This is a genomic window from Rhizobium sp. SL86, from assembly GCF_026672545.1.
Taxonomy (GTDB): Bacteria; Pseudomonadota; Alphaproteobacteria; order Rhizobiales; family Rhizobiaceae; genus Neorhizobium.
In genome coordinates, this window is the sequence record NZ_JAPPRJ010000006.1 from 54,597 (window position 1) to 77,770 (window position 23,174).

19 protein-coding genes and 5 pseudogenes are annotated in these 23,174 nt (G+C 58.7%); 19 read left to right on the forward strand and 5 right to left on the reverse strand.

Translation table 11 applies throughout. The annotated features are described in order from the left end of the window. Positions 1-212 precede the first annotated feature (212 nt). From OU993_RS19190 to OU993_RS19215, 6 genes and pseudogenes are all read left to right on the forward strand, one after another. Positions 213-1,046 (forward strand): IS5 family transposase, encoded by an 834-nt coding sequence (locus tag OU993_RS19190; RefSeq protein WP_268160209.1) that lies wholly within the window; start codon positions 213-215, stop codon positions 1,044-1,046. 276 nt (positions 1,047-1,322) lie between these two features. Further along, positions 1,323-2,534: an IS256 family transposase gene (locus OU993_RS19195; RefSeq protein WP_268159800.1), complete on the forward strand. Its 1,212-nt coding sequence runs from the start codon at positions 1,323-1,325 to the stop codon at positions 2,532-2,534. Between the two features lie 136 nt (positions 2,535-2,670). After that, complete coding sequence (gene istA, locus OU993_RS19200) at positions 2,671-4,167, forward strand: IS21 family transposase (RefSeq protein WP_268160211.1); 1,497 nt, start codon at positions 2,671-2,673, stop codon at positions 4,165-4,167. Continuing rightward, complete coding sequence (locus tag OU993_RS19205; RefSeq protein ID WP_268160402.1) at positions 4,164-4,343, forward strand: hypothetical protein; 180 nt, start codon at positions 4,164-4,166, stop codon at positions 4,341-4,343. The genes istA and OU993_RS19205 overlap by 4 nt, the downstream gene beginning before the upstream one ends. An 8-nt stretch (positions 4,344-4,351) precedes the next feature. After that, entirely contained in the window at positions 4,352-5,518 is a 1,167-nt protein-coding gene (locus OU993_RS19210) for an ATP-binding protein (RefSeq protein ID WP_268160213.1), read from the forward strand. An 86-nt stretch (positions 5,519-5,604) separates the two neighbouring features. Further along, positions 5,605-5,709 (forward strand): annotated as a pseudogene (locus tag OU993_RS19215) (IS6 family transposase); the annotation flags it as partial. A gap of 39 nt (positions 5,710-5,748) precedes the next feature. Here the strand turns inward: OU993_RS19215 and OU993_RS19220 are convergent. Next, positions 5,749-6,014, reverse strand: a pseudogene (locus OU993_RS19220) (integrase core domain-containing protein); the annotation flags it as partial. 240 nt (positions 6,015-6,254) lie between these two features. On the opposite strand from OU993_RS19220, the gene OU993_RS19225 reads away from it, so the two are divergent. Together OU993_RS19225 and OU993_RS19230 are read left to right on the forward strand one after the other, a co-directional pair. Further along, a complete protein-coding gene (locus OU993_RS19225; protein ID WP_268160385.1) occupies positions 6,255-6,506 on the forward strand; it encodes a FitA-like ribbon-helix-helix domain-containing protein in 252 nt (83 codons plus the stop codon). Further along, positions 6,503-6,934, forward strand: coding sequence for a type II toxin-antitoxin system VapC family toxin (locus tag OU993_RS19230; RefSeq protein WP_268160215.1), 432 nt, complete (start codon positions 6,503-6,505; stop codon positions 6,932-6,934). Before OU993_RS19225 ends, OU993_RS19230 begins: the two co-directional genes overlap by 4 nt. Before the next feature lie 402 nt (positions 6,935-7,336). On the opposite strand, the gene OU993_RS19235 is transcribed toward OU993_RS19230, so the two are convergent. Further along, positions 7,337-8,230 (reverse strand): helix-turn-helix domain-containing protein, encoded by an 894-nt coding sequence (locus tag OU993_RS19235; protein WP_268160217.1) that lies wholly within the window; start codon positions 8,228-8,230, stop codon positions 7,337-7,339. 189 nt (positions 8,231-8,419) lie between these two features. Here OU993_RS19235 and OU993_RS19240 point away from each other — a divergent pair. From OU993_RS19240 to OU993_RS19275, 8 genes and pseudogenes are all read left to right on the forward strand, one after another. Next, a pseudogene (locus tag OU993_RS19240) lies at positions 8,420-10,545 on the forward strand (molybdopterin-containing oxidoreductase family protein). A gap of 37 nt (positions 10,546-10,582) precedes the next feature. After that, entirely contained in the window at positions 10,583-10,888 is a 306-nt protein-coding gene (locus OU993_RS19245; protein ID WP_268160219.1) for a ferredoxin family protein, read from the forward strand. After that, the gene (locus OU993_RS19250; RefSeq protein ID WP_268160221.1) at positions 10,885-12,228 is read left to right on the forward strand and encodes an FAD-dependent oxidoreductase; all 1,344 of its coding nucleotides are present in this window, start codon (positions 10,885-10,887) and stop codon (positions 12,226-12,228) included. Before OU993_RS19245 ends, OU993_RS19250 begins: the two co-directional genes overlap by 4 nt. Beyond that, positions 12,222-13,238 (forward strand): GTP 3',8-cyclase MoaA, encoded by a 1,017-nt coding sequence (gene moaA, locus OU993_RS19255; protein ID WP_268160222.1) that lies wholly within the window; start codon positions 12,222-12,224, stop codon positions 13,236-13,238. Before OU993_RS19250 ends, moaA begins: the two co-directional genes overlap by 7 nt. Positions 13,239-13,293: 55 nt before the next feature. Further along, positions 13,294-13,794 (forward strand): annotated as a pseudogene (locus tag OU993_RS19260) (RHE_PE00001 family protein); the annotation flags it as partial. Between the two features lie 382 nt (positions 13,795-14,176). After that, on the forward strand, positions 14,177-14,431 hold the full coding sequence (locus OU993_RS19265) for a type II toxin-antitoxin system prevent-host-death family antitoxin (protein ID WP_268160224.1): 255 nt from the start codon (positions 14,177-14,179) through the stop codon (positions 14,429-14,431). Beyond that, positions 14,428-14,850 (forward strand): type II toxin-antitoxin system VapC family toxin, encoded by a 423-nt coding sequence (locus OU993_RS19270; RefSeq protein WP_268160226.1) that lies wholly within the window; start codon positions 14,428-14,430, stop codon positions 14,848-14,850. Before OU993_RS19265 ends, OU993_RS19270 begins: the two co-directional genes overlap by 4 nt. Positions 14,851-15,282: 432 nt before the next feature. Next, positions 15,283-16,459 (forward strand): annotated as a pseudogene (locus tag OU993_RS19275) (IS3 family transposase); the annotation flags it as partial. A gap of 183 nt (positions 16,460-16,642) precedes the next feature. Here the strand turns inward: OU993_RS19275 and OU993_RS19280 are convergent. Next, positions 16,643-17,401, reverse strand: coding sequence for a substrate-binding domain-containing protein (locus OU993_RS19280; protein WP_326493855.1), 759 nt, complete (start codon positions 17,399-17,401; stop codon positions 16,643-16,645). A 645-nt stretch (positions 17,402-18,046) separates the two neighbouring features. On the opposite strand from OU993_RS19280, the gene OU993_RS19285 reads away from it, so the two are divergent. After that, positions 18,047-19,531, forward strand: coding sequence for a TadG family pilus assembly protein (locus OU993_RS19285; RefSeq protein WP_268160230.1), 1,485 nt, complete (start codon positions 18,047-18,049; stop codon positions 19,529-19,531). A gap of 122 nt (positions 19,532-19,653) precedes the next feature. Continuing rightward, positions 19,654-20,082, forward strand: coding sequence for a PilZ domain-containing protein (locus OU993_RS19290; protein WP_268160232.1), 429 nt, complete (start codon positions 19,654-19,656; stop codon positions 20,080-20,082). A 68-nt stretch (positions 20,083-20,150) separates the two neighbouring features. Here the strand turns inward: OU993_RS19290 and OU993_RS19295 are convergent, their stop codons facing one another. Together OU993_RS19295 and OU993_RS19300 are read right to left on the reverse strand one after the other, a co-directional pair. After that, positions 20,151-20,288: a hypothetical protein gene (locus OU993_RS19295; protein ID WP_268160404.1), complete on the reverse strand. Its 138-nt coding sequence runs from the start codon at positions 20,286-20,288 to the stop codon at positions 20,151-20,153. A gap of 257 nt (positions 20,289-20,545) precedes the next feature. Then, positions 20,546-21,859, reverse strand: a complete 1,314-nt coding sequence (locus OU993_RS19300) for an IS5 family transposase (RefSeq protein WP_268160234.1) — start codon at positions 21,857-21,859, stop codon at positions 20,546-20,548. Between OU993_RS19300 and OU993_RS19305 the strand changes: the two genes are divergently transcribed. Further along, a complete protein-coding gene (locus tag OU993_RS19305) occupies positions 21,789-22,943 on the forward strand; it encodes an IS110 family transposase (RefSeq protein ID WP_268160236.1) in 1,155 nt (384 codons plus the stop codon). The genes OU993_RS19300 and OU993_RS19305 overlap by 71 nt on opposite strands. Positions 22,944-23,174: the final 231 nt, after the last annotated feature.

A 23,174-nucleotide genomic window follows, 5' to 3' on the forward strand; every position in this document is an offset into this window, starting at 1 on the left:
TCGAGTTAAGGGGTTCCGCATGTGTTGGTTATTGAATGGCCCGCCATTTCGAGGACATTGAGTAGTCCGTCCTGAACAACTCGGAAGCCATTGAATTTGCGCGGTCTAGTGGTTTTGGCGCAGTATTCGCTAAGAGGCTGCCTCAAAAAGAGGTGGGTGATTTCAACAGGTTATGATTCCTTCGGATTTGCAAAGATTCGATGGAGTTCACAATGGCCTGGACCAAAATCACCCGCCGGCAATATGCCCGGCGAATGGCACGCTACGCAAGCGATATGACGGATCGGGAATGGGGGCTGGTTCAGCCTTTCCTGCCGATGCCGCGCCGCTTGGGCCGCCCACGGACCACGGATTTACGCGAGGTCGTCAACGCTCTGCTTTACATCGCCACGACCGGTTGCCAATGGCGGATGCTGCCGAAGGACTTTCCTCCGTGTTCGACCGTCCAGCGTTATTTCTATGAATGGCGGGCGTTGGGACTTTGGGCGCGCGTCAACCATCATCTGGTGATGGAGGCCCTCGAGTTGGAGGGCAGAGAGGCAAGTCCGACGGCTGGTGTCATCGATAGCCAAAGCGTGAAAACCACGGAAAGCGGCGGCATCCGGGGCTATGATGCGGGCAAGAAGACCAAAGGCCGCAAGCGCCACATCATCGTTGATACACTCGGCCTGATGATCGGTCTCATGGTGCACAGCGCCGACATCCAGGATCGCGACGGCGCTCCCGATCTTCTGAAATCCATCCGCCACAGGTGGCCATGGCTGCTGCATGTCTTCGCCGATGGTGGTTATGCGGGCGACAAGCTGCAGCGGCGGCTGAAGAAGATCGGGCGCTGGACGATTGAGATCATCAAGCGATCAGACAAGGCGAAAGGCTTCGAGGTTCTGCCGCGTCGCTGGGTGGTCGAGCGGACCTTCGCATGGCTTGGTCGATGCCGAAGATTGGCCAAGGACGTCGAGCGCTCCATCGCATCAGCCGAAGCGTGGATTATGATCGCCCATATCCGCCTGATCACTCGACGGCTGGCAAGGTATCAATATCTTTGAGGAATTTTCGAGTCAGACTCTTATGCGGTTTTGGCTTGTACGTTGTGGATGGCAGCCATGACATAGGCGCACCATGAGAGCGGCGGTGCAAAATTAGTCCACGGTAGCGGCGGAATACTCGATAACGTCCGCGCAGCTGGTGTAATTTCGGGGGCGATTTTCGTGGAGAAAGCGGTGGAGATTTCGCTTTGGTTTTCCGCGAGACGTCAGGTGGGCACCGGGCCCGTCGGAGAAGGTGGAGTTGCGAGACTTCAACCTGACCGAAAGGAAGACCCGATGACCGACGACAGATTACCTCTTGCCGAGCTTGCCGCGAAGAGCGGCGATCCGGATTTTCTTCGATTGATTGCCGAAAGCGTGCTGCAAATGATCATGGAGGCCGATGTGGACGGCCTGATCGGAGCCGGACGCTACGAGCGTGGCGAAAGCCGCCAGACCTGGCGCAACGGCTATCGCGACCGGACGCTCGACACGCGGCTCGGCACCTTGAACCTGAAGATCCCGAAGATGCGCTCCGGCAGCTATTTTCCCGGCTTTCTGGAGCCGAGGAAGACGGTGGAGAAGGCGCTGGTGGCCGTCATTCAAGAAGCCTGGATCAATGGTGTATCGACCCGCAAGGTCGATGAGCTGGTGCAGGCCATGGGGATGACCGGTATCTCCAAATCCTCCGTTTCCAAGCTGTGCAAGGATATCGATGAGCGTGTGAACGCCTTCCTCAGACGCCCACTTTCCGGCGCCTGGCCGTATCTCTGGCTAGATGCGACCTATCTGAAGATGCGCGAAGGCGGACGCATCGTCTCTGTCGCGGCAATAATCGCGGTGGCTGTCGACACGGACGGCAAGCGGGAAATCGTCGGCCTGCATATCGGCCCTTCCGAAGCCGAACCGTTCTGGACGAGCTTCCTGCGTGATCTGGTGCGCCGAGGGCTGACGGGCGTCAAGCTCGTCATCTCCGATGCTCATGAGGGATTGAAGGCCGCCATCACCCGTGTGCTCGGCGCGACGTGGCAGAGATGCCGGGTTCACGCCATGCGCAATGCACTCGCCTATGTGCCCAAGGGACAGCACACCATGGTGGCCGCCGCGATCCGCCAAGCCTTCATCCAGCCTGACCATGACGGAGCCGTTCAGACCTGGCGGCATGTCGCTGACCAGCTCCGCGCCAGATGGCCGAAGCTCGGAGCCTTCATGGACGATGCAGAGACTGACGTACTTGCCTACATGGCGTTCCCGTCCCAGCATCGCACCAAGCTCCACAGCACGAACCCTCTGGAGCGCTTGAACAAGGAAGTGAAGCGCCGCGCTGATGTCGTCGGCATCTTTCCCAACGAGGACAGCATTGTCCGGCTCATCGGAGCCGTGCTCCTCGAAGCCAACGACGAATGGCAGCTTCAGCACCGCTACATGCAGATCGAGGGCATGGCAGAGCTCAACACACCAAGAATTGAGGAGGAAAAGCCCCTTCAGATGACACCAAAAGCCGCCTGATCATGACGGCCCGGTCCAGCGCCCGAATTTACACCAGATTGACGGACGCTATCGAATACTCCAGCCGCGGGCGGCGTAAAAGTAGGCCACCTATTTATCTTCTGCGACGATTGCAGGAGGGCTGGGGATCTATACCGTGGAACTATATCTGAAGGTCCGTCTGGCGTGCTCGGAAGGCATGAGCCGGCGTCAGGCTGCAAAGCATTTCAACATTTCGCGCGACAGCGTTTCCAAGATGCTGTCCTATTCGACACCTCCTGGCTATCAGCGACAATCACCGATCCGGCGGCCCAAGCTGGATGCGTTCGTCTCGACGATCGATCACTGGCTTGACGAGGACGTGAAGGTGCCGCGCAAGCAGCGCCATACGGCCAAGCGGGTGTTTGACCGGCTTCGTGACGAGCGCGGCTTCACCGGCGGCTATACGATCATCAAGGACTACATGCGCGAGCGGGATCAGCGTCGCCAGGAGGTGTTCGTGCCGCTGGCGCATCCGCCAGGACATGGGCAGGCCGACTTCGGCGAGGCGGTGGTGGTCATTGGCGGCGTGGAGCAGAAGGCGTATTTCTTCGTGCTCGATCTGCCCCACAGCGATGGCTGCTACGTCAGGGCCTATCCGGCGGCGGTGGCGGAGGCCTGGGTCGACGGCCACGTCCATGCGTTTTCCTTCTTCGGGGCCGTGCCGCAATCGATCGTCTACGACAATGATCGTTGCCTGGTGGCGAAGATCCTGCCCGATGGCACACGCAAGCGCGCGACACTGTTCAGCGGGTTTCTGTCCCACTACCTGATCCGGGATCGTTACGGCCGTCCCGGCAAGGGCAACGACAAGGGGAATGTCGAGGGTCTCGTCGGCTATGCCAGGCGCAACTTCATGGTGCCGATCCCGCAGTTTGCGACCTGGGAAGCCTTCAACACCTGGCTGGAAGAGCAATGCCGCAAACGCCAGCGCGACAGGTTGCGGGGCGAGAGCGAGACGATCGGAGAACGGCTGCAGCGCGATCTGGCCGCCATGCGCCGATTGCCCGCGTCGCCATTCGATGCCTGCGACCAGACGAATGCCAGAGTCACGGCCCAGTCGCTCGTTCGCTACAAGACCAACGACTATTCCGTGCCGGTCGCTTATGGCCATCAGGATGTCTGGGTCAGGGGCTATGTCGACGAGGTGGTGATCGGCTGCCTTGGCGCGATCATCGCCCGTCATCCCCGGAGCTGGGAACGGGAAGACGTCGTCTTCGATCCTGTGCATTACCTGCCGCTGATCGAGCGGAAGATCAATTCTCTGGATCAGGCGGCCCCTCTCCAGGGCTGGGATCTGCCGCAAGAGTTCGCCACGCTGCGCCGCCTGATGGAGGGCCGCATGGCCAAACATGGCCGGCGGGAATATGTGCAGATCCTGCGTCTGCTGGAGACTTTTGAGTTCGCCGACCTGCATGCGGCGGTGACGCAGGCCATCCAGCTAGGAGCCATCGGCTTCGATGCCGTCAAGCATCTGATCCTGTGCAGGGTGGAGCGCCGGCCGCCGCGACTGGACCTGTCCATCTACCCCTACCTGCCAAGGACGACGGTCGAGACGACGTCGGCGAAAGCCTACATGCGCCTTCTGTCGCCGGATGCTGGAGAAGCGGCATGAGCACCGAAGTCCCGGAGATCTTGCTCTCCCATTATCTCAAGACCCTGAAGCTGCCGACCTTCCAGCGCGAGTATGGAATACCGTCGGCCAGATCGTCACGCTATTCGAGCCACAAGAATGCACCAACTACTTCAAATCCTGCGGATATGACCCCGAGTAAAGTGGACGCGCTCTAGATACCCCGGTGGTCCTTGTCGTAGGGCCGCGCCGGGCAGGCAAGACTACTCTTGTCCGAAAGATGGGTGAGGCTGGCCGGACGTATGTCACGCTCGACGATCAGACGGCGCTTGACGCCGCACGATCCGACCCAGCTGGTTTCATTCGCGGCCTCGATCTCGCGATCATCGATGAGATCCAGCGTGCGCCCGATCTGTTGCTCGCAATCAAGAAGAGGGTGGACGAGGACTATCGTCCCGGCCGCTTTCTCCTGACCGGCTCAGCCAACGTGCTCACCTTACCGCGCGTTTCCGATAGCCTCGCGGGCCGGATGGAGACAGTTCGGATGCTGCCACTGGCGCGCGCTGAAATTGGCGGCCACTCTCCAACTTTCCTGGAGCGCGTGTTTGCTGGGAAACTTCAGGGGCACCGAGCGGCAATTGTTGGCGACGATCTGGTCCAGCTCTTGCTGCTCGGAGGCTTTCCCGAGGCGATTAGTCGTCAAAGCGAACGGCGGCGGCAGGATTGGGCGCGATCGTATCTGACTTCCATTCTGACCCGGGACCTCAGAGACATCGCCGAGATCGAGAAGCTGACCGAATTGCCGAAGTTCGTTCGGCTGCTGGCTGAGCATTCCGGGCAGCTGGTCAACTACTCGCAGTTCGGGTCCAGCATCAATGTCAGTCACAAGACAGGCCAGCGCTATGTGGCGCTGCTGGAACAGGTGTTCCTCGTCTCGACATTGGCGCCCTGGTACACGAACGCGCTGAAGCGCATCGCCAAGACACCGAAGCTGCATTTTCTCGATTCCGGTCTTCTTGCCACAGCGCGGGGATTGACCTTCGATCGGATCAAGGCGGACCGCGGCATGTTCGGTACCCTCCTGGAAAGCTTCGTGTTCGCTGAAATTCTGAAGTTGATGGACGCATCCGACCTGCGGCTGACGCCATACCATTTTCGTGACCAGCAGATGCATGAGGTCGATATTGTCCTGGAGCGAGACGATGGCATGATTGTGGGAATTGAAATCAAGGCGTCAGCAACCGTGAAGTCTGCCGACTTCGCCGGACTGCGGACCCTGTCGGCAGCATGCAAGGATCGTTTCGCATATGGCGTGGTACTCTATGACAGTACCGACGTTGTGCCTTTTGGAGAAAGGCTGGCCGCAGCGCCGTTGTCCGCCTTGTGGGGCTGATGCCGATCGGTCAAATGCATCCGGCGAAAGCCCACCCAGCATCGTAAACTTAACGAAGCGTGGATGGCTTTGTGGGATAAAGGGCCATGACAGACCGTGATCTCCTCTACCGCCGCCACTGCTTTCCCGCTGAGATCATTGCCCACGCCGTATGGCTCTATTTCCGTTTTCCTCTGAGCCTCCGGATGGTCGGTAATCCTCCCTGTTTTAACGGGGTTCAGCGGTAGAACTCACGTGGCCATCTTCAGTTTCTGGGCGGGTGTGATGCCGCCGATCCCCAATTGGGCCGTTCATTGTTGTAGGTCCACAGCCACTGCGTGGCGACTTCCTGCGCCTCCTCGATGCTTTCGATGATGTATTGGTCGAGCCATTCATGCCGGACTGTGCGGTTGTAGCGCTCGACATAGGCATTCTGCCGCGGCTTTCCGGGCTGGGTGCGGCTCAAGGCAATTCCTTGCGTTGCTGCCCACTCCATCAGTTTGCCACTGACATACTCGGATGTTTATGAGGTATAGCAAGGTTATCTATAGCTTATAAAGTGGAACTGGCAGAAAAGCCGAGTGGCTAAATTTCCGGTATGACGCCGCAAGCCTGCTGAAGAGCAGTTCGCAGTTTTATCCCTTCGTAGCGGAGAAAGTCGGCTCCGGCTTCTCTTCCTGCCTCCCCGCGAGTCACTTGTACGATGATATCATATGCGCTACAATGATATCATTGTTGTATTAGTGAGGTCATGAAGATGCCGGCGGTTACCATTCGCAATCTTTCTGATGAAACCCACCGCGCGTTGCGTGTGAGAGCAACTCATCATGGCCGGAGCACGGAGGCGGAAATTCGTGCCATCCTCGAGGCTGCTGTTCGTCCGTCTCAGCGCGTAAAGCTTGGGTCATTGCTTGTGGATATCGGTCGGGAGGCCGACTTGTCCGAGAGTGATGTTGAATCCCTGCAGCAGCGTGGAACGGTACCAGCTGAGCCAATGACTTTCGAATGATCTTGATAGACACCAATGTGATATCAGAGCCCTGGAAGCCGGCTCCTGCAGCAGAGGTTATAGCGTGGTTGGATGCCCAGGCAATCGAAACGCTCTTTATCTCCGCGATATCAGTCGCGGAGCTTCGGTTTGGGATAGTATCAATGCCTGTCGGGCGGCGCCAAGCCACTCTACACACCCGTCTTGAGGATGAGGTGCTGCCTCATTTTGTTTCGCGTATTCTCCCGTTCACTGAAGGAACGTCGCGGTTCTATTCTGAACTAATGGCGGGCGCGCGAGTATCCGGTAAAGCCATCGGTATGGCCGACGGGTTGATTGCGGCGACAGCTGCAGAGAAGGGTCTCGTGGTGGCAACGCGAGACACAAGCCCGTTTAAGGCAGCCGGACTGAAAGTTGTTAATCCGTGGGATGGTAAGGACTTCGATTAAGAGGCCCTCGGTTCGAAGCTCTTCAAGAGCGTTTGTTACTTTGCTTTAAACCCATCAGATCTTCGAGCCGCAAGAATGCGCCAACTACTTCAAATCCTGCGGATATGACCCCGAGTAAAGTGGACGCGCTCTAGACCTTGCACAGGACATCCCTCCAGTAGCTGAAGCGTTCCGTGGGCCTGATCTCCGCCAAATCAAAAGATCTCACGTGCATGACCTCCTGTTCCGATTGGGCGTGCCGATCACAACCAACGCAAAATCCATGCCAGCGGAGAGCGTTGCCGCTCACCCCACGATGTCCAAGCCGTCGGCGCGAGTTTCATGGCTGGTCTGCATTGACCCGGTATGCTGTCCGCTTCAGCCTGTTCCAGGCCAAGAGCCGACTGAATTTGTTATCCCCTGCTACTCGCCGCGCATTTCACTGCGGAATGCGTGCGGCGTCATGCCCGTCGAGTTCTTGAATGCGCGGGTGAAATTGGCGTGGGATGAGAAGCCGGCAGCGATGGCGACGTCCGCGACGTTCCAGTTCGCATCCAGCAGTCTTTGCTTGGCGAGAGCCATCCGCTTGTCATTGACATAGGCATGCGGGCCTTTTCCCGTTGCCTGTTTGAACGCGCGGGCAAAATGGGCAACGCTCATGCAGGCGACGGCCGCGAGGTCGGCCACCGAAAATTCGTCGTCGAGGTGGAATTCGATGTAGTCCGTCACGCGTTTCATCCGGCGCGTGTCGAGCGCGTTCTCACCGTTGCGCTTGCTCGTCTGGCGGGACGAGGCCGTCGAATACGAGCGAACAAGACGCGCGGACAGGGAGACGGCCAGGGTCTCGATCAGCAATCGGCCGGCAGCACTTTCGGTCGACATTTCCTGCAGGATCTGTCCTGCGGCAAATTCGATGAAGGGATCCTGATCGATACTCTCATAGCGCAGTTCGATGGCCGCAGAATCGAGGTCGAATTCCTGCAGGATTGTCGAGGAGAAGGGTTGTCCCGGCAGGAAGAGATGCAGGCAGTCGTCCATCCGCTCCGTCACCGATATGAACTCCTCCTCAATGCCGGCAGGACAGAGCCAGATGGTGCCGCGCCTGGCGACCGTGTGCTGCCGCATGCCGCCGCCACGGCGATCCACAATGCTGCGTCCGCGCAAGAGGATGGCGATCTCCGTATCGTGCGGCACCAATGACGGCAGTTCGCCCGCTTCATGGCGCCAGCGTTCCGCCAGTATGTTGCGCCAGCCGCTCGCGTTGGAGGTCTCCAGCATCGTTCCGGTAATGTATTTGTCGACGGAATGACCAAGCATGGTTTTGCTCCAAGTTCCATTGTCCTGAGCCGAGAAGAAGCAAAATCCGGACCAAACCCGCAGATCGGCCAGTTTAGCAGAAATTGAATACACAAACGCAGTTTTTGCTAACGCCAACGCCTGCCCGTCACTCCACAGTGCCTAAACGTTGAAGCACAGCTTCTCAAAAGGCAGATCCGGGAGTTGAAAATGGCTCGCACTACCATCGTCGGCGCATGTCCGCATGACTGTCCAGACACCTGCTCCATCCTGACGACGGTCGAGGACGGAAAGGCTGTCGCCGTTCGCGGCAATCCTGACCACCCGTTCACGCGGGGGCGTCTATGCGTGAAGGTCAACAATTATCAGGATCGGGTCTACAGCGACAAGCGTCTGCTCTATCCCATGCGGCGCACGGGCCCGAAGGGCAGCGGCCAGTTTGAGCGCATCAGCTGGGATGAAGCGATGGCGGAGATCGCGTCGCGTTTCAAGGACATCATCGCGACCGATGGTGCGCAGGCCATCCTGCCCTACAGCTATCTCGGCACGCAGGGCATCATCAACGGGCTCAATGTCGGCGACCCGCTGTTCAACAAGCTCGGCGCCAGCGTCTGCGAGCGCACCTTCTGCGATTCCGGTTCCTGCACCGCCTATATGATGACCATCGGTCACACGCCGGGTATTGATCCGGAAGCCTTCATTCATTCGAAATACATCATCCTTTGGGCCTGCAACACGATCAGCACCAATTCGCATCACTGGCCTTTCATCGAGCAGGCGCGGAAAAACGGCGCCAAGCTGGTGGTGATCGATCCGGGCGCACCCGCACCGCGCGGCTGGCGGATTGGCACATTCCCATCCGTCCCGGCACCGATTGTGCACTGGCGCTGGCGATGATCCACATCATCATCAAGGAAGGGCTCATCGATCGTGACTATATCGATGCGCACACGGTCGGTTTTGCGGAACTGAGCGAGCGGGTCGAGCAGTACACGCCGGAATTTGCCTCTGCCGAAACGGGCATTCCCGTGGAGGACATCTATGCGCTCACCCGGGAATATGCGTCGACGACGCCGGCGGTCGTGCGCATCGGCGTTGCTGTGGAACGCCACGCCGGCGGTGGGCAGACCGTGCGCGCCATTGCCTGCCTGCCGGCCCTGATCGGGGCCTGGAAACATGTCGGCGGCGGTCTGCTGCAACTGCCGATCTGGGCCTTCCCGGTCAATTGGGGCGGGATGATGCGTCCCGATCTCCAGCCCGAGACGATGCGCGTCATCAACTCGTGGCAACTCGGACCTGCGCTCACCGGCGATTTGCCACTCGATCCGCCGATCCGCTCGCTGTTTGTCTACAACGCCAATCCCATGGCGATGGTGAGCCAGCAGGACAAGCTGGAGCAGGGGCTTGCGCGCGACGACCTCTTCACCGTGGTCAGCGAGCATTTCATTACCGATACGGCCCGCTATGCCGATATTCTTCTGCCGGCAACCACCCAGCTGGAGCAGAAGGACATCATGTTCTCCTGGGGGCATCTCTACCTCTCCTATAACAACCCGGCGATCGAACCCCTGGGCGAAGCGGTGCCGAATACCGAACTGTTCCGCCGGCTTGCCCGCGCGCTCGATATCGATGACCCGTTCTTCTATCGCTCGGACGACGAGATGATTGAGCAGTCGATGGACTGGGCAAGCCCGGTGATGGAGGGCCTCACGCTCGAGGCGCTGAAGGAAAAGGGCTTCCTGCGTCTTCAGGTGCCGGCGGCCGGCGACTGGGCACCGCACCGCGACGGCAATTTTCCCACGCCGACCGGGAAATGCGAGTTCAAATCGACGTTGGCCGAGACCGGAAACTTCGTGGTTCCGCTGTTTCGCCAGGGCTATAATGGCGATCAGGCGGGAGAGCCCGTGGATCCCCTGCCGCATTACATCAGGCCGAACGAGAGCCCGGCCAGCGCACCGGCACTGGCCACGAAATATCCGCTCAGCCTGATCTCGCCCAAGAGCCACGCCTTCCTCAATTCCAACTATGGCAATCTGCCGGCTCAACTTGCCCAGGCGGGTGAGGAGCAGGCGGTGCTTCTCCATCCGGACGACGCCACCGACCGGGGCATCGAGGAGGGGACGCCCATTCGTGTCTTCAATGATCGCGGTGTGTTCGAAGCCTTTGCAACCGTTTCGCAGGATGTGATGCGCGGCGTGGTGGTTGCGCCTGCCGGTTATTGGCAGCGTTCCAACCGTCGAGGCCCCACGGTTCATGTGCTGACGCCGCCCGCTTTTGCCGATCTCGGCCGCGCGCCGACATTTTCGGATGTGCTGGTCGAGGTCGCCAGGTCCTGACGGACCCATCATGGCTTGCTGAAGAGGTTTATCGAGAATGCCCTATGTCGTTACCGACCATTGCACCGGATGCCGTTACACGGAATGCGTGACGGTGTGTCCCGTCGAGTGTTTTCACATCGACGATGACATGACCTATATCGATCCCGACAATTGCATCGATTGTGGCGGCTGTGTTCCTGCCTGCCCGGTTGGCGCGATCCAGCCATCCTACCTCCTGTCGCCCGATCAGCAGAAATGGATCGAGATCAACAGGCGTCGCTCCGCCGAGACGCCTGTTGTCACCATGCGCCTGACGCCACTTGCCGGTGCAGACGAGCGCAAGAGGGCGCTGGGCCTATGACGACGGTGCCGCGCTACCATGTCGCCATCGTCGGCGCCGGCCCCAGCGGTTTTTATGCGGCCGAGGCACTGCTTCGGTCGGATAAGAACATCGCGGTCGATCTGTTCGAACGTTTGCCGGTGCCCTATGGCCTGGTCCGCTTCGGAGTCGCCCCGGATCATGCGAAGCTGAAGCAGGTGACAGCCGTCTTCGAGCGGATCGCGCAGATGCCGGGCTTTCGCTTTGTCGGCGGGGTGGAGATCGGCGTCGATATCGGGATTGACGATCTTCGTAGATCCTATCATGCCGTGATCCTGGCCACAGGAGCGGCGCTGGGTCGTGAGATGGGCCTGACGGGCGAAAATCTGCCCGGTACGCATCAGGCCAGCGATTTCGTCGGCTGGTACAACGGCCACCCGGATTACCGGGACCTGACCTTCGATTTCGGCGGCGAACGCGCGGTCGTCATCGGCCATGGCAACGTCGCCCTCGACGTGGCCCGCATCCTTGTGAAGACGCCCGACGAACTGCGCCATACGGATATCGCCGGACATGCTCTCGAAGCGCTGGCCGAAAGCCGGATTCGCGAGGTGCATCTGGTCGGGCGGGGCGGTCCGGACGGGACACGCTTCTCGGCCAAGGAACTGCAGGAATTCGGCACGCTGGGAAACTGCGATCCGGGCGTGGAGATGGGTGATCTCGCTATCGATCCGTTTGTCCCGCCCCAGGGCGTGGACCCCGAACGAAAGATCGCCATTGGCCTTCTCGATGCGTTCTCCCGCCGCGCATGGGAAAAAAGCAGGCGCTGCCTTTTCCGCTTCCATCTCGCTCCCGTCGGTTTCGAAGGACACGAGCGGGTCAACCGAGCCGTATTCCGTTGGAGCGCACAAGGCGAGGGACTGGAGCAAGATGTCGGGATCGACACCAACCTTGTCTTCCTGAGTGTGGGCAGGCGCAGCGCGCCGGTTGCCGATGTTCCCTATGATGCAGGCCGTGGCGTCCATGCCAATGCCGGTGGCCGTATCGGTGTGGAGGGAGAGGAGGTTCCCGGCCTCTATGTGTGTGGCTGGAGCAAGCGCGGCCCGCAGGGAACGATCGGCACGAACCGCGCCTGCGCGCTCGATACGGTGGAGAAACTTCTGGCCGATCTCGGCTCGCTGCCATCTCCACCTTCAACCGCAGCCGACAGTGTCGTCTCCTCAATCTGGCAGCGCCAGGGGCTGCGCCTCGATTTCGAGGCCTGGCGTGCCATCGACTTGGCGGAGGTGGCGCGAGGCCGCGTACTCGGCAAGCCGCGGGAAAAATTCGTCTCCGTTGAAGCGATGATTGCCGCGGCCAAGGGGAAGGATATTGCATGCTGATGGAAACCTCTCCCACCTGTGCGCTTGTCGACAGCTTCGGCCGCCGGGTGAGCTATCTCCGGCTGTCGGTGACCGACCGCTGCGATCTGCGCTGCGTCTATTGCATGTCGGAGAAGATGACCTTCATGCCGCGGCGGGACATTCTTTCGCTGGACGAACTGGCGCGCGTCGCTCGCGCCTTCATCCGCATCGGTGTGCGCAAGATCCGCATCACCGGCGGCGAGCCGCTCGTGCGAAAGGGTGTCATCGATCTTTTCCAGGACCTCTCGGCCTGCCTGAAGGGCGGTTCCCTGCAGGAACTGACACTGACGACCAATGGCACCCGGCTTGCTCATCATGCCAGGGATCTGGCGCTTGCGGGTGTGCGGCGGGTGAACATTTCCCTGGATACGCTCGATCCGCACCGTTTCGTCGCTTTGACGCGTGGAGGGTCTCTCGCCACCGTGCTGGACGGGATCGACGCCGCGCAGGAGGCCGGCCTTGCGGTCAAGATCAACACGGTTGCGCTCAGCGGTAGCACGGAAGACGAGATCGATGACCTGATCTCCTTCACCCACACGCGCGGCATGGGGCTAACGCTGATTGAAACCATGCCTCTTGGAGAAACGGGAGAGGATCGGCTCGATCAGTATCTGCCGCTGGACCGACTGCGTCGCCAGATCGAGGCGCGCTGGTCGCTTAAAGATATCGGCCTGCGCACCGGCGGTCCGGCGCGCTATGCGAGGGTCGCCGAAACCGGCGGCGTCATCGGCTTCATCACGCCGATGACGCATAATTTCTGCGAAACCTGCAATCGCGTGCGCGTGACCGCCGCGGGCGTGCTCCACACCTGTCTCGGACAGAACGATGCGGCGGATCTGAAGGCGGTCCTGCGTGCATCCGAGGACAACACCCTGCTGCTGGAGACGATTGCCCATGCTCTCCAGCACAAGCCCAGGGGGCACGATTTCGTTTTGGACCGCGCGTCGGTTCCGCAGATCGCCCGCCATATGTCGGCTACAGGGGGCTGAGAGACTGGACGAAATGGCTCTGCGCCATCATGCTTCCAACTGATGTCTCACAAAACGGGATCTGCCGCCTGTCCTGCAGACGATCGTGGCCCTCGACGCCTGGAACGAGATCGCCGTGCTCCAGCATGCACCCTGGCTCGGTCGACTGCTGGCCGCCTCGATCCTTCGTGAGGGTGGCGTCACCGCCGGCTCCCATCTCGCGGCGATCAATCTCGGGCTGAAGCCCATCCCAGTCGACCGGCGCCGGCACCGTGATCGCGAGACGCGGTTGCTGGCGATATCAAGAGCGCTGATGGTTGCCGCGGAGACGGGGCTGAAGGAACACGAACGGCTGGTGCTGGCGCGGCAGATGATGCTGCGTAAACTGGAGGGACGGCGGACGTCATCTCGCTTGCCGGAGCTTGTCGACCTTGTCATGGCGCGGCCGCTGGTCTCCGCCGGCATGGTCGCCAAGACGCTCGACGTCACGCCGCAAGGAGCGCGGCGCATCGTTCAAGAGCTCGGTCTTCGCGAGATGACGGGCAGGGGGAGGTTTGGGGCGTGGGGTATCTTGTAAGGTTCCAAAGCTGAACGTGGACAAACGGCGGGAGAAAGTAATGCTATCTCGCTCATCGACCCGGTCGCATCCGCCTGCGGATACCGCAAACCCCACCTGGCGAAGCACTGACTGAACATTGCGTTTAGGCGCGAACAGGTTGCATTCGAGTCTCGACTCCTCGCTTGGTGGCAGTATCATCGGGTCCGAAGGGGCGATGCATGAGGAAAAGCGGATGGCCGGGTGGGGCGTTGCAGGCGTGTTGGCGCTTGCTTGGCTTGTGACGTGCCCCCAGTAAACTGAGCCATTCGGAACTGGAATTTTCCATTTATGATCCCTGCGGAGCATTGCGCCAGGAAAATGAAGGCGTTATATGTAGACACGTTGCTACAAGGAGGTCTATATGGCCATGTTCAGTTTGACCAGCCGTGAATTGAATCACGATGTCGGCAGAGCAAAAAAAGCTGCGGAAGCAGGACCTGTCGTCATCACTGATCGAGGTAGACCTTCGCATGTGTTAATGACGTATGTGGAGTTCGAGCGTCTGACAGGTAAGCGTCGCAATATCGTGGATGCACTTTCAATGCCTGGATTGTCGGATATCGATCTTGATCCGCCTCGATCAGTCATTGCAACTCGAGAAGTTGATCTGTCTTGAAGTATCTGCTCGATACGAACGTTGTCTCTGAGCTTCGCAAGGTTGGCGATGGCAAAGCCGATCTGAACGTAACGGCTTGGTTAAGCGCGCAGGATTCCCGTGATCTCTACATTTCCGCTATAACGATCCTGGAGCTTGAACGCGGGATACTCAGCATTCAGCGGCGCGACATTGACCAGGGCGCTCGCTTACGAACTTGGATGGATAGCCGAATTCGTCCGGAATTTGCTCAACGCATCATTCCTATCGATGAGGCAATCGCGACGCGATGCGCCCAATTGCATATTCCAGATCGCCGGAATGAAGCTGATGCACTCATCGCGGCTACAGCGGCCGTGCACGGGCTTGTGGTCGTAACACGCAATATCAGAGACTTCGAGGGAGCTGGCGTGGTCCTCTTGGATCCATGGCGCGCCTGAGGGAAGGCACGTAGAGTGTCTCGAAATTGTTTATGCGAACCGCGGCAGGAAGACATAGTCGAGCCAATTGAGATGCAGAGGTAGGCGTTGCAGACCCGGTCAAGCGGAGACGCCGGTCATATGGCTGGCTCGCTATGCTCTGTTTTTTCAACGACCGCTTCGCGCCTTCATTCCGGACGTTCGAGGGTTCTCGACTCGCTATGCAAAGTTGCCGTTCATTGCGGGTCGAGCGAATACCTGTAGAGGGCGGAAAGCGGATGTTCGAGGGTTCCATCGCTAGACCCGATCCAACCGGTGACAGCGGCGTCGCGTTTGACGTGGGTGGACCTCGTCGCTCACGAGCCAAAAAAGCCGTTGTCATAGGCCAGCGCGGCAAAGTCTTGCGTCGTGCTCAGCGCCGAGCCCGGCTCGCCGAGGGCTTTCTGCATCCGGCTGTATTATAGCTGGTCGAAGGAATTCCTCGAAGCAGGCAAGAAGCGCCTTGCAGGCGACACCGCCCGCTCGGCGACCAGCGACGAGGTGAAGGCACTGCGCAAGGAGAGCCACGACTTGAAGGAAGCGCTGGCCGACCTCACCCTTGAAAACCGTCTGCGCAAAAAAAGCATGATCGCGGATGGGGGCGACGACGAATGAGATACGCCGCCACAGAGAAGCTCGAGGTCATCCGGCTGGTCGAGCAGTCGCATCTATCGATCAGGCAGACCCTCGACAAGCTCGGCATTCCACGACCGGCCTTTTATCGCTGGTATGACCGGTTCCAGACCCACGGTGTCGAGGGACTGGAAGACAGGACGTCCGCGCCGTCACGGGTCTGGAACCGCATCCCCGACGATATCAGGGGCAGGATCATCGAGATGGCTCTCGACCATGCCGATCTGTCGCCGCGCGAGCTGGCGGTGAAGTTCACCGACACGGAAAGCTATTTTGTCTCAGAGGCTTCGGTCTACCGCCTGCTCAAGGCCACGGCCTGATCACGCCGCCAGCCTATATTGTCATCAAGGCCAACGACGAGTTCAAGGACAAGACCACGCGACCGAACGAGGTGTGGCAAACCGACTTCACCTATCTGAAGGTCATCGGCTGGGGATGGTTCTACCTATCGACCATTCTCGACGATTATTCCCGATACATCATCGCTCGGAAGCTATGCACCAGCATGAAAGTCGATGATGTCACCGACACGCTCGACCTGGCGCTGGCTGCCTCAGGCTGCGACAGGGTCAAGGTCGAACATCGGCCACGCCTGCTGTCGGACAACGGCCCGTGTTACGTCGCTTCCGATCTCGGTGAATGGCTGGAGACATACAAGACCAGCCAGGTCCACGGCGCTCCCGGCCACCTGCAAACCCAGGGCAAGATCGAGCGCTGGCACCAGACACTGAAGAACCGCATCCTGCTCGAAAATTACTTCTTCCGCGAGGACCTCGAAGCTCAGATCGCCGTCTTAATCGAGCACTACAACCATCGCCGATATCACGAGAGCCTCGATAATCTCACGCCCGCCGACGTCTACCTCGGACGCGGCCAGACCATCCTGCTCGAACGCCAAAGGATCAAACGAGAAACCATCAGACAGCGCCGCTTGAACCATCACGCCAAAGCGGCTTAAATCGAACAGCAAACCGAGCCGGAAACTCCATTCTTCCAGAGCCCAAAAAGTCTCAAATCATTCGACGACGGACCGTGTCCCCGAGCGCACAGCTGCGGAATCGATGGCAAGCTTGGAAAGAATCACGTTCGCCAGGCCGTATGGAAAAATGCTGAAGGGTCAGAGCGCCGCAGGAGGCGCACTCTACTCAAGGTTTTTGACACTTTTGCGAATGATTAACTGATGCGCGAAATACTCAACTTCCGTTGTTATCTCATGGCCCTCGATCATACGGAGCAGGCAATGCATGGCGCGCTCCCCCATTTCCTCGGCGGGCTGAGCGATCGTGGTCAGCGCAGGATTCCAGATTCTTGAATAGCGGGTGTTGTCGAACCCCGCGATGGAGAGGTCTTCTGGAGCTGACAGGCCGCGATGGGTCAGCTCTCCCATCGCACCGAGCGCCATTTCGTCATTTGCACAAATGAGGGCGGAGGGTCTGTCCTTCAATGCAAGCAAGTCTGCCACTGCCCGTTGTCCACCTTCAACCGTTAGATATCCGTCCACCAACCAAGCGGGGTCAACCTCAAGGCCTGCTGCCTGCATAGCAGTACGATATCCTGTCTCGCGCGCATTCATCTTTAGGAGTGGAATCTCACCTCTCATGAAGGCGATCTTCTTGTGTCCGCATCTGATCAGGTGCTCTGTTAATTCCATCGCGGCCGCGTGACCATCAATCTGAAACCGCGGATATTTTAGAAGTTGCGGATCAGTAACTTCACCGCACACCACAATGGGGAGGTTATGCTCCGGCGAACTCCTGGATACCGTAGAGGGAAAGCGACCTGCGTGGCCTAAGACGATTATACCGTCCGCTTGGCGTAAACCAGTCCCGGCGCTCGAGCACAAAGCTCTCTGAACCGATGTGGTCCCTGTTCTTCGAACTGCATCCCGGCCCGTGGCCAATCAGGCCACATCAAGAGGCCTGACACACGACCGATAGAATTCCTCGTCCGCAGACAGTCGTTAGAAAATTCCTCTTGCCAAACCGGGGGCATCTACACACGCCCCGGTTTTGCCGGATTGGGCGAAATGCCTGCTTCGCGTTCAAAGAGCACTTTACGCTACGAAGCGCTTTAGATCTTCACTAAGCTATGTCTTTAGAGCAAAATCTGTCCTTTTTTGTTTCCGCATTGCGCATATCTGAGGCCTTCATTTTAAGGACTATTACACGATCGCATGCGATGCTGCGCTTATTATAGCTTCCGACAGCACTCTAATGTTGCGATTTCCCCGAAATCAAGACGGTCTCGAGCTGATGTGCATTGGAAGCAAGGTGAGTGCATTCGCCTGTAACCGCCGCAGCAGAATGAGTTTGCATGCTGGCCCATTCCAATAGTCCGAGAGGACAGGGAGCCGAGATCGAAGTAACGATGTCAAGTTTTGGGGTTGCAACTGCTGCAGCTTTGTCCCGCGGTTTCGTTTCTGCCGCTCTGACTGCGGTCTCTGTTCCGGCCTCCATTAGTGCTTGGCCCCGGCCTTGACCGATGATTTTGACACCATGCTTCACTCCATGTGGTGGAGATCATGATCCGTGGGTGTCTAACAAGCATGCCACTTTGTGATGAAAAGTCTAGCATCGACCTGATCGGTGGCTACGTCGATCATGCCCTCAAGGATTCTGCCGGACCGCGATACGAGTTGTTCCGCAAACGATCAGGACTTAATTGCATCGATCTCAATCGACAAATCGGAGATGAAGAAGATCATGGTTTCCAGCAATCTCGTCTTCCAAAGCATGAGGACCACCATGGCGATGCGAAACGTGCCGGATTGACAGCCCATATGTCGCATATAGTGTTGACATTCCTTGGCGATCGGTCGGGGAATATTGCGATTATGTCCGCCGCCGTGCTCGTTCTGATGGCAGGCATGGCCGGGCTGGTGGTTGACGTAGGAATGGCACGACTGGAAACGAACCTGCTTCAAACGGCGGCAGAATCGTCGGCGATCGCGGCGGCCCACCTGGCAGCCGATGCAAAGTGGAGCGAGGCACGCGAGGCCGCCAAACTCTATGCAGCGAAGAACAGGCCCGGCGTCGCCAACCTCGTCACAGATACGGAGGTCGAATTCGGCAAGTGGGAGAGCGCCGTCTTCAAAGCAGGGCCCGATATCAACGCCGTGCGCGTTACCGCTTCGCGCACAATCGCCAAGTCGAACGCGGTGAACACGATATTCGCTCATATGTTCGGCACGGAACACTGGGACCTGCAGGCAAGCGCCATTGCCATACTAGGCAGAACGCCGGTGTGCATCCTGGTTCTCAATCCCACCAGATCCGACGCGTTCGACGTTGATCCGGATGCGAAGATCGACGCACCCGAATGCGGAGTGCAGGTAAACTCCGCGGCCCGTGGCGCATTGGAACTCGGTTCGAGGTCTATCGTGAACGTAAAGAGCATCAAGGTCGTTGGCGGGGTCGATAAGAGCCCAAGCGCAATGGTCAGCCCCACACCGATTGTAGGCGCCTCGCCTATGGCCGATCCGTACCTGGCGCTCACTCCGCCGGCCAACAACAACTGCGGTGGTGTCAAGACGATCACGAACTCCACCGTTACCATCACCGCGACCAAGGCTTTCTGCAGCGGCTTGACCATCTCCAACGCAACGGTGACGTTTTCTCCAGGCGTCTACGTCATCAAGGGAAAGTTCGTCCTTGGCACCAACGCCCATATCAAGGGTGACGGCGTCCTCATCTACCTCGAGGGACAGGGAAGCGACATCTTTTTCTACAGCGGGTCGAGCTTTAATCTGAAGGCGCCGACCGCCGGCTTGTATGCCGGCATGGTTCTCTGGTCGGACAGAAAAAACACGGCCGACCACGACATCTACTCGAAATTCGGAGCTTCGGCGGAGGGAACGATCTATGCGCCGTCAAGCCAGGTCGAGTTCGAGAACAACGTCGTTTGGGAAGCGCCCTGCATCCGAATTGTCGTCGATAGGCTCGAACTCGATAATGCATCGATATACAGATCGTCGGACCCTCAGACCGAGTGTACCAATAACATCACAGACTCTGTCCGACTGGTGCGATGACCGCGGGGGACACCCCTTCACTCGCTTCAGTTTCACTGCAAACACCTTAGTGCGGGGTTCATGAAACCGGTAAAGAATAATCTCAACTCACAGAATGTTTGGCTTCGAACGTGGGGGATACCATGAGCAACACAAGCGATGATGTGCAAAATCCGAGCAGAAAACAAGTGGTTCGTGCAGAAAGGAGACGAGTCCTTAAAGCCGCTTATGCGGCATTTAACGGACTACATAGCGCAGTACCATGCACAATACGAGACATAAGCGAAAGTGGTGCCAGACTCAGCTTTGAGGTGGGCTGGGTCGTGCCTAAGGTGTTCACCCTGTTCGTTGAGTTAGACGGCTACAAGGTGGACTGTGAGAAGATGTGGCACAAGGGCCGAATCTACGGAGTACGTTTCACGAGTGCCAAAGAAATTACTAAGATTCGCCGCAAGCAGGTTTTGGAGATGTACGAGGAAAAGAATTTAATAACTTCTGCAGAAGAACCGCTCTTGCAGAGTGGTCTAAGATGTGGGACACGGCGTATATCATTCGGTAAACTGGGGACTTGATGACGCTCAACGTATGCGGATCAGGGAAGTGAACCGTTCCGGGTTTTCCGGAGGCCGTTTAGCTTAAGTTATGCGGCCATGGCAGGTTCGTCCAGCATGGCGTAGTATCGTTCTTCGGCCTCGGCGGGCGGAATGTTTCCGATGGGCTCGAGAAGGCGGCGGTTGTTGAACCAGATGCCGTAATGGGGCTCCGAGCCAATCGTCACTGTTCAGGCTTGTAGCGAAGGCGGAGGCGAGTTGTCGTTGTCCTTGGCGCGCGTAGCGTCTCAGCGGGGTCTTGCCATGAGGCCCCCCAGCTTTGTTCAATAACGAAGGACATCGACATGGACTTTTTTATCGGCCTCGACGTTTCACTGGCGAGCACCGCCATCTGCGTTTGAATGTCCACGGTAAGGTAGTTCGCCCTGAACAATTCGGAAGCCATTGAATTTGCGCGGTGTGATGGTACTGGCAAAGTATTGGTTTATGCGGTTCTGGTTTCTGCGTTGCGGATGGTGAGCAGGATCAAGGCACACCAGAAGGCGATTGCCTTGAGGATGAGGCGCAGATTGTGGGCTGCGGCCACGAGGGTGGCGTTGGCGGCATCGCCATCCTGTCCGATGAGAAAGTTTCTGTCGAGGCGCCCATCGGTTTTCATGTGACCGATGGTGGCCTCGATGGCGGATCGTCGCTTGAGCTCACGACGGATGGTGGGGGTGAGCCCGCGCTTCTGTCCGGCAAGGAAGACGGTGGCAGGCCCTTGATAATCGTGGCCGCGATAGCCCTTGTCGACATAGATGCGCTCTGGATCGACACCGCCGATCTCAACCGCCTGGGCCACCGTCCGATTGAGCGTGTGTCCGTCATAGGGGTTGTTCTCGAATGCGACAGAGGCCAGCACGAGCCCCTCGCGGTTGGTTGTTGCAATCCCGACCTTGGCCCCGAACTCGTAAGGAGTACGCGCTTTGCCCTTGGAGATGCACACGACTTCGGGCGCATGCAGCGCGTAGAGCTTGTGTCTGTCCTTGGGCTTTTGCGCCAGCAGTCGCTCGACAAGACCAAAGAGCCGGGCAAAGCGGGCCTGAAGATCGAGGTTTCCGGCGATCTTGCGGCCGATATCGCGATAGACGCGGCCCAGATAGGTGCGCAGCTTCTTCAATTCCCGGCGCATGCGGCGAAACTGCCTGGCATGGGCATAGCGGCCAGCTCTCAGCGCAGCGGCTTTCGCAAGCCGGGTGTGGCTCTGGCGAAGCTCGATGCCGAAACGCTTGGCCAGGCGCACAAGGGCCATGAGCGCCTTCAGGTAAAGCCGCCCGTCGGTCGGATAGGCAATCGCCTTGGGCTGCACTGTCGTGTCCACCGTGATACGCTCCAGCGAAGACGGTTTAACCGTTCCGGTATCAAGGGCGGCATCGACACTGGCTTTCAACATCTCGCTCAACCCATCCGGACTGATGCGCTTGCGCCAGCGCGTCATGGTGCTGGGATCGATCGGAAACTCGGTCTGGAAGAACTCGAAGCCCCAAAAATACTGCCAATAGGGATTTTCCACCCAACGCTCGACCGTCTCCTCGTCCGACAGGTCGTGCACGTGCTTGAGATAATGCAGGCCGACCATCAGCCGTGTCGGCTTCGCCGGTCTACCAACGGGCCGATAAAAGCCACCGAACGCCACATCGAAGCGCGACCAGTCCATCACCTTCGACAGCTTCACCAAGGGGTGGCTCATGTTGATCATCGCATCCAGACGTTCGCGGAAGAGATCATGTCTGCCGGAAGAAGGGCGTGTCGGGCGCATCGCAAAAACCCCGGAAAATCGAGCATCGGAACCTGATTTCCTGCAGTTTCCTATACTTCAATCTCCTTGGGAATCCCTGAAAACAAAAGAGTTTTTGGATTTTTCAGGGCGAACTAAGGTAGCGAAAGAAAGCAAGGTTGAGACCGAGCCAGAGGCGTTAGCTTCGTTTCTGCGCAATTTGTCGGGGACCGTGGTCGTTGTGGGACTGGAAGCCGGTCCGTTGTCACAATGGCTTTATAAGCCCCTTACCGAGGCTGGCTTCGAGGTCGTGTTGATGGAAACGAGGCAAGTGAAGGGCGCTTTGAAGGCGATGCCGATCAAGACGGACCGCCGTGACGCTGAGGGTATAGCCCGACTTCTGCAAATGGGTTGGTTCCGCCCCGTGCATTGCAAATCTGTCTCGGCTCAGGAGATGCGGGCAATACTGACCGCGCGTAAAGCAATTCAACAGTCGGCCATCGATCTCGAACTGTCGCTGCGAGGCGTTCTACGCAACTTCGGGTTAAAGATTGGACAGGTCGGCAAAGGGGGCTTCGAGGCTCGTATCCGCGAGCTGATTGAGGGCAATCTGATGCTCGAAGCAGCGGCGGCTCCAATCCTGCGGGCTCGTATGGAGTTGCGTAATGAGTTGGCCAGACTGGAGAAACAGCTGCGCGATTTGGCTAAGGCCGATCCCATTTGTCGACTTATGATGAGCATGCCGGGTGTCGGAGCAATCGTTGCGCTGACTGTGCGCTGTGCCATTGATGATCCCGATCGCTTCCGCTCTTCGAAGGATGTCGGCCCCTGGGCGGGTTTGACACCGAGGCGCAACCAGTCCGGTGAGCGAGATGTCATCGGCCAGATCACGCTGGCCGGAGACGCCGGCCTCAGAACGGCTCTCTATCAGGCTGCCACGGTGATGCTGAACCGCGGCCAACCCAACTGGCTGACAGCCTGGGCGTGGAAGGTAGCCCAGCGCCGCGGAAAGAAGCGTGCGACGGTTGGACTGGCACGGCGTATCGGCGTGGTATTGCACCGGATGTGGAGAGACGGAAAGGTATTTTGCTTCACCCGCGAGGCTGCCGTGGCCGCCGCAGCGTAGTTGCTCTTCACCGTTAGAGTTCTACCAGGAAGATTTAACAGGCGGCGCGTGTAGCGCTGGGTCTTCGAGGTCCCTCGCCGGGACGCGGTACCCGATGACGCCGATGGGTCGACCGTAGCCGAGCATAGCTTCGAGCACGCGAACCAGATGGGCGCGCGGGAACCGCTCTTGGACCAGGCATGGTGTGGCGGCTATAGCGCCGACCACGGACGGAAGCACCATCCCGGCTAG

Bases quoted from the DNA above. Each gene is read 5' to 3' on its own strand.
- OU993_RS19190 (WP_268160209.1), top strand. From the start codon at position 213: ATGGCCTGGACCAAAATCACCCGCCGGCAATATGCCCGGCGAATGGCA.
- OU993_RS19195 (WP_268159800.1), top strand. From the start codon at position 1,323: ATGACCGACGACAGATTACCTCTTGCCGAGCTTGCCGCGAAGAGCGGC.
- OU993_RS19205 (WP_268160402.1), top strand. From the start codon at position 4,164: ATGAGCACCGAAGTCCCGGAGATCTTGCTCTCCCATTATCTCAAGACC.
- OU993_RS19225 (WP_268160385.1), top strand. From the start codon at position 6,255: ATGCCGGCGGTTACCATTCGCAATCTTTCTGATGAAACCCACCGCGCG.
- OU993_RS19230 (WP_268160215.1), top strand. From the start codon at position 6,503: ATGATCTTGATAGACACCAATGTGATATCAGAGCCCTGGAAGCCGGCT.
- OU993_RS19235 (WP_268160217.1), bottom strand. From the start codon at position 8,230: ATGCTTGGTCATTCCGTCGACAAATACATTACCGGAACGATGCTGGAG.
- OU993_RS19245 (WP_268160219.1), top strand. From the start codon at position 10,583: ATGCCCTATGTCGTTACCGACCATTGCACCGGATGCCGTTACACGGAA.
- OU993_RS19250 (WP_268160221.1), top strand. From the start codon at position 10,885: ATGACGACGGTGCCGCGCTACCATGTCGCCATCGTCGGCGCCGGCCCC.
- moaA (WP_268160222.1), top strand. From the start codon at position 12,222: ATGCTGATGGAAACCTCTCCCACCTGTGCGCTTGTCGACAGCTTCGGC.
- OU993_RS19265 (WP_268160224.1), top strand. From the start codon at position 14,177: ATGGCCATGTTCAGTTTGACCAGCCGTGAATTGAATCACGATGTCGGC.
- OU993_RS19285 (WP_268160230.1), top strand. From the start codon at position 18,047: ATGCCACTTTGTGATGAAAAGTCTAGCATCGACCTGATCGGTGGCTAC.
- OU993_RS19290 (WP_268160232.1), top strand. From the start codon at position 19,654: ATGAGCAACACAAGCGATGATGTGCAAAATCCGAGCAGAAAACAAGTG.
- OU993_RS19305 (WP_268160236.1), top strand. From the start codon at position 21,789: ATGTTGATCATCGCATCCAGACGTTCGCGGAAGAGATCATGTCTGCCG.
- OU993_RS19300 (WP_268160234.1), bottom strand. From the start codon at position 21,859: ATGCGCCCGACACGCCCTTCTTCCGGCAGACATGATCTCTTCCGCGAA.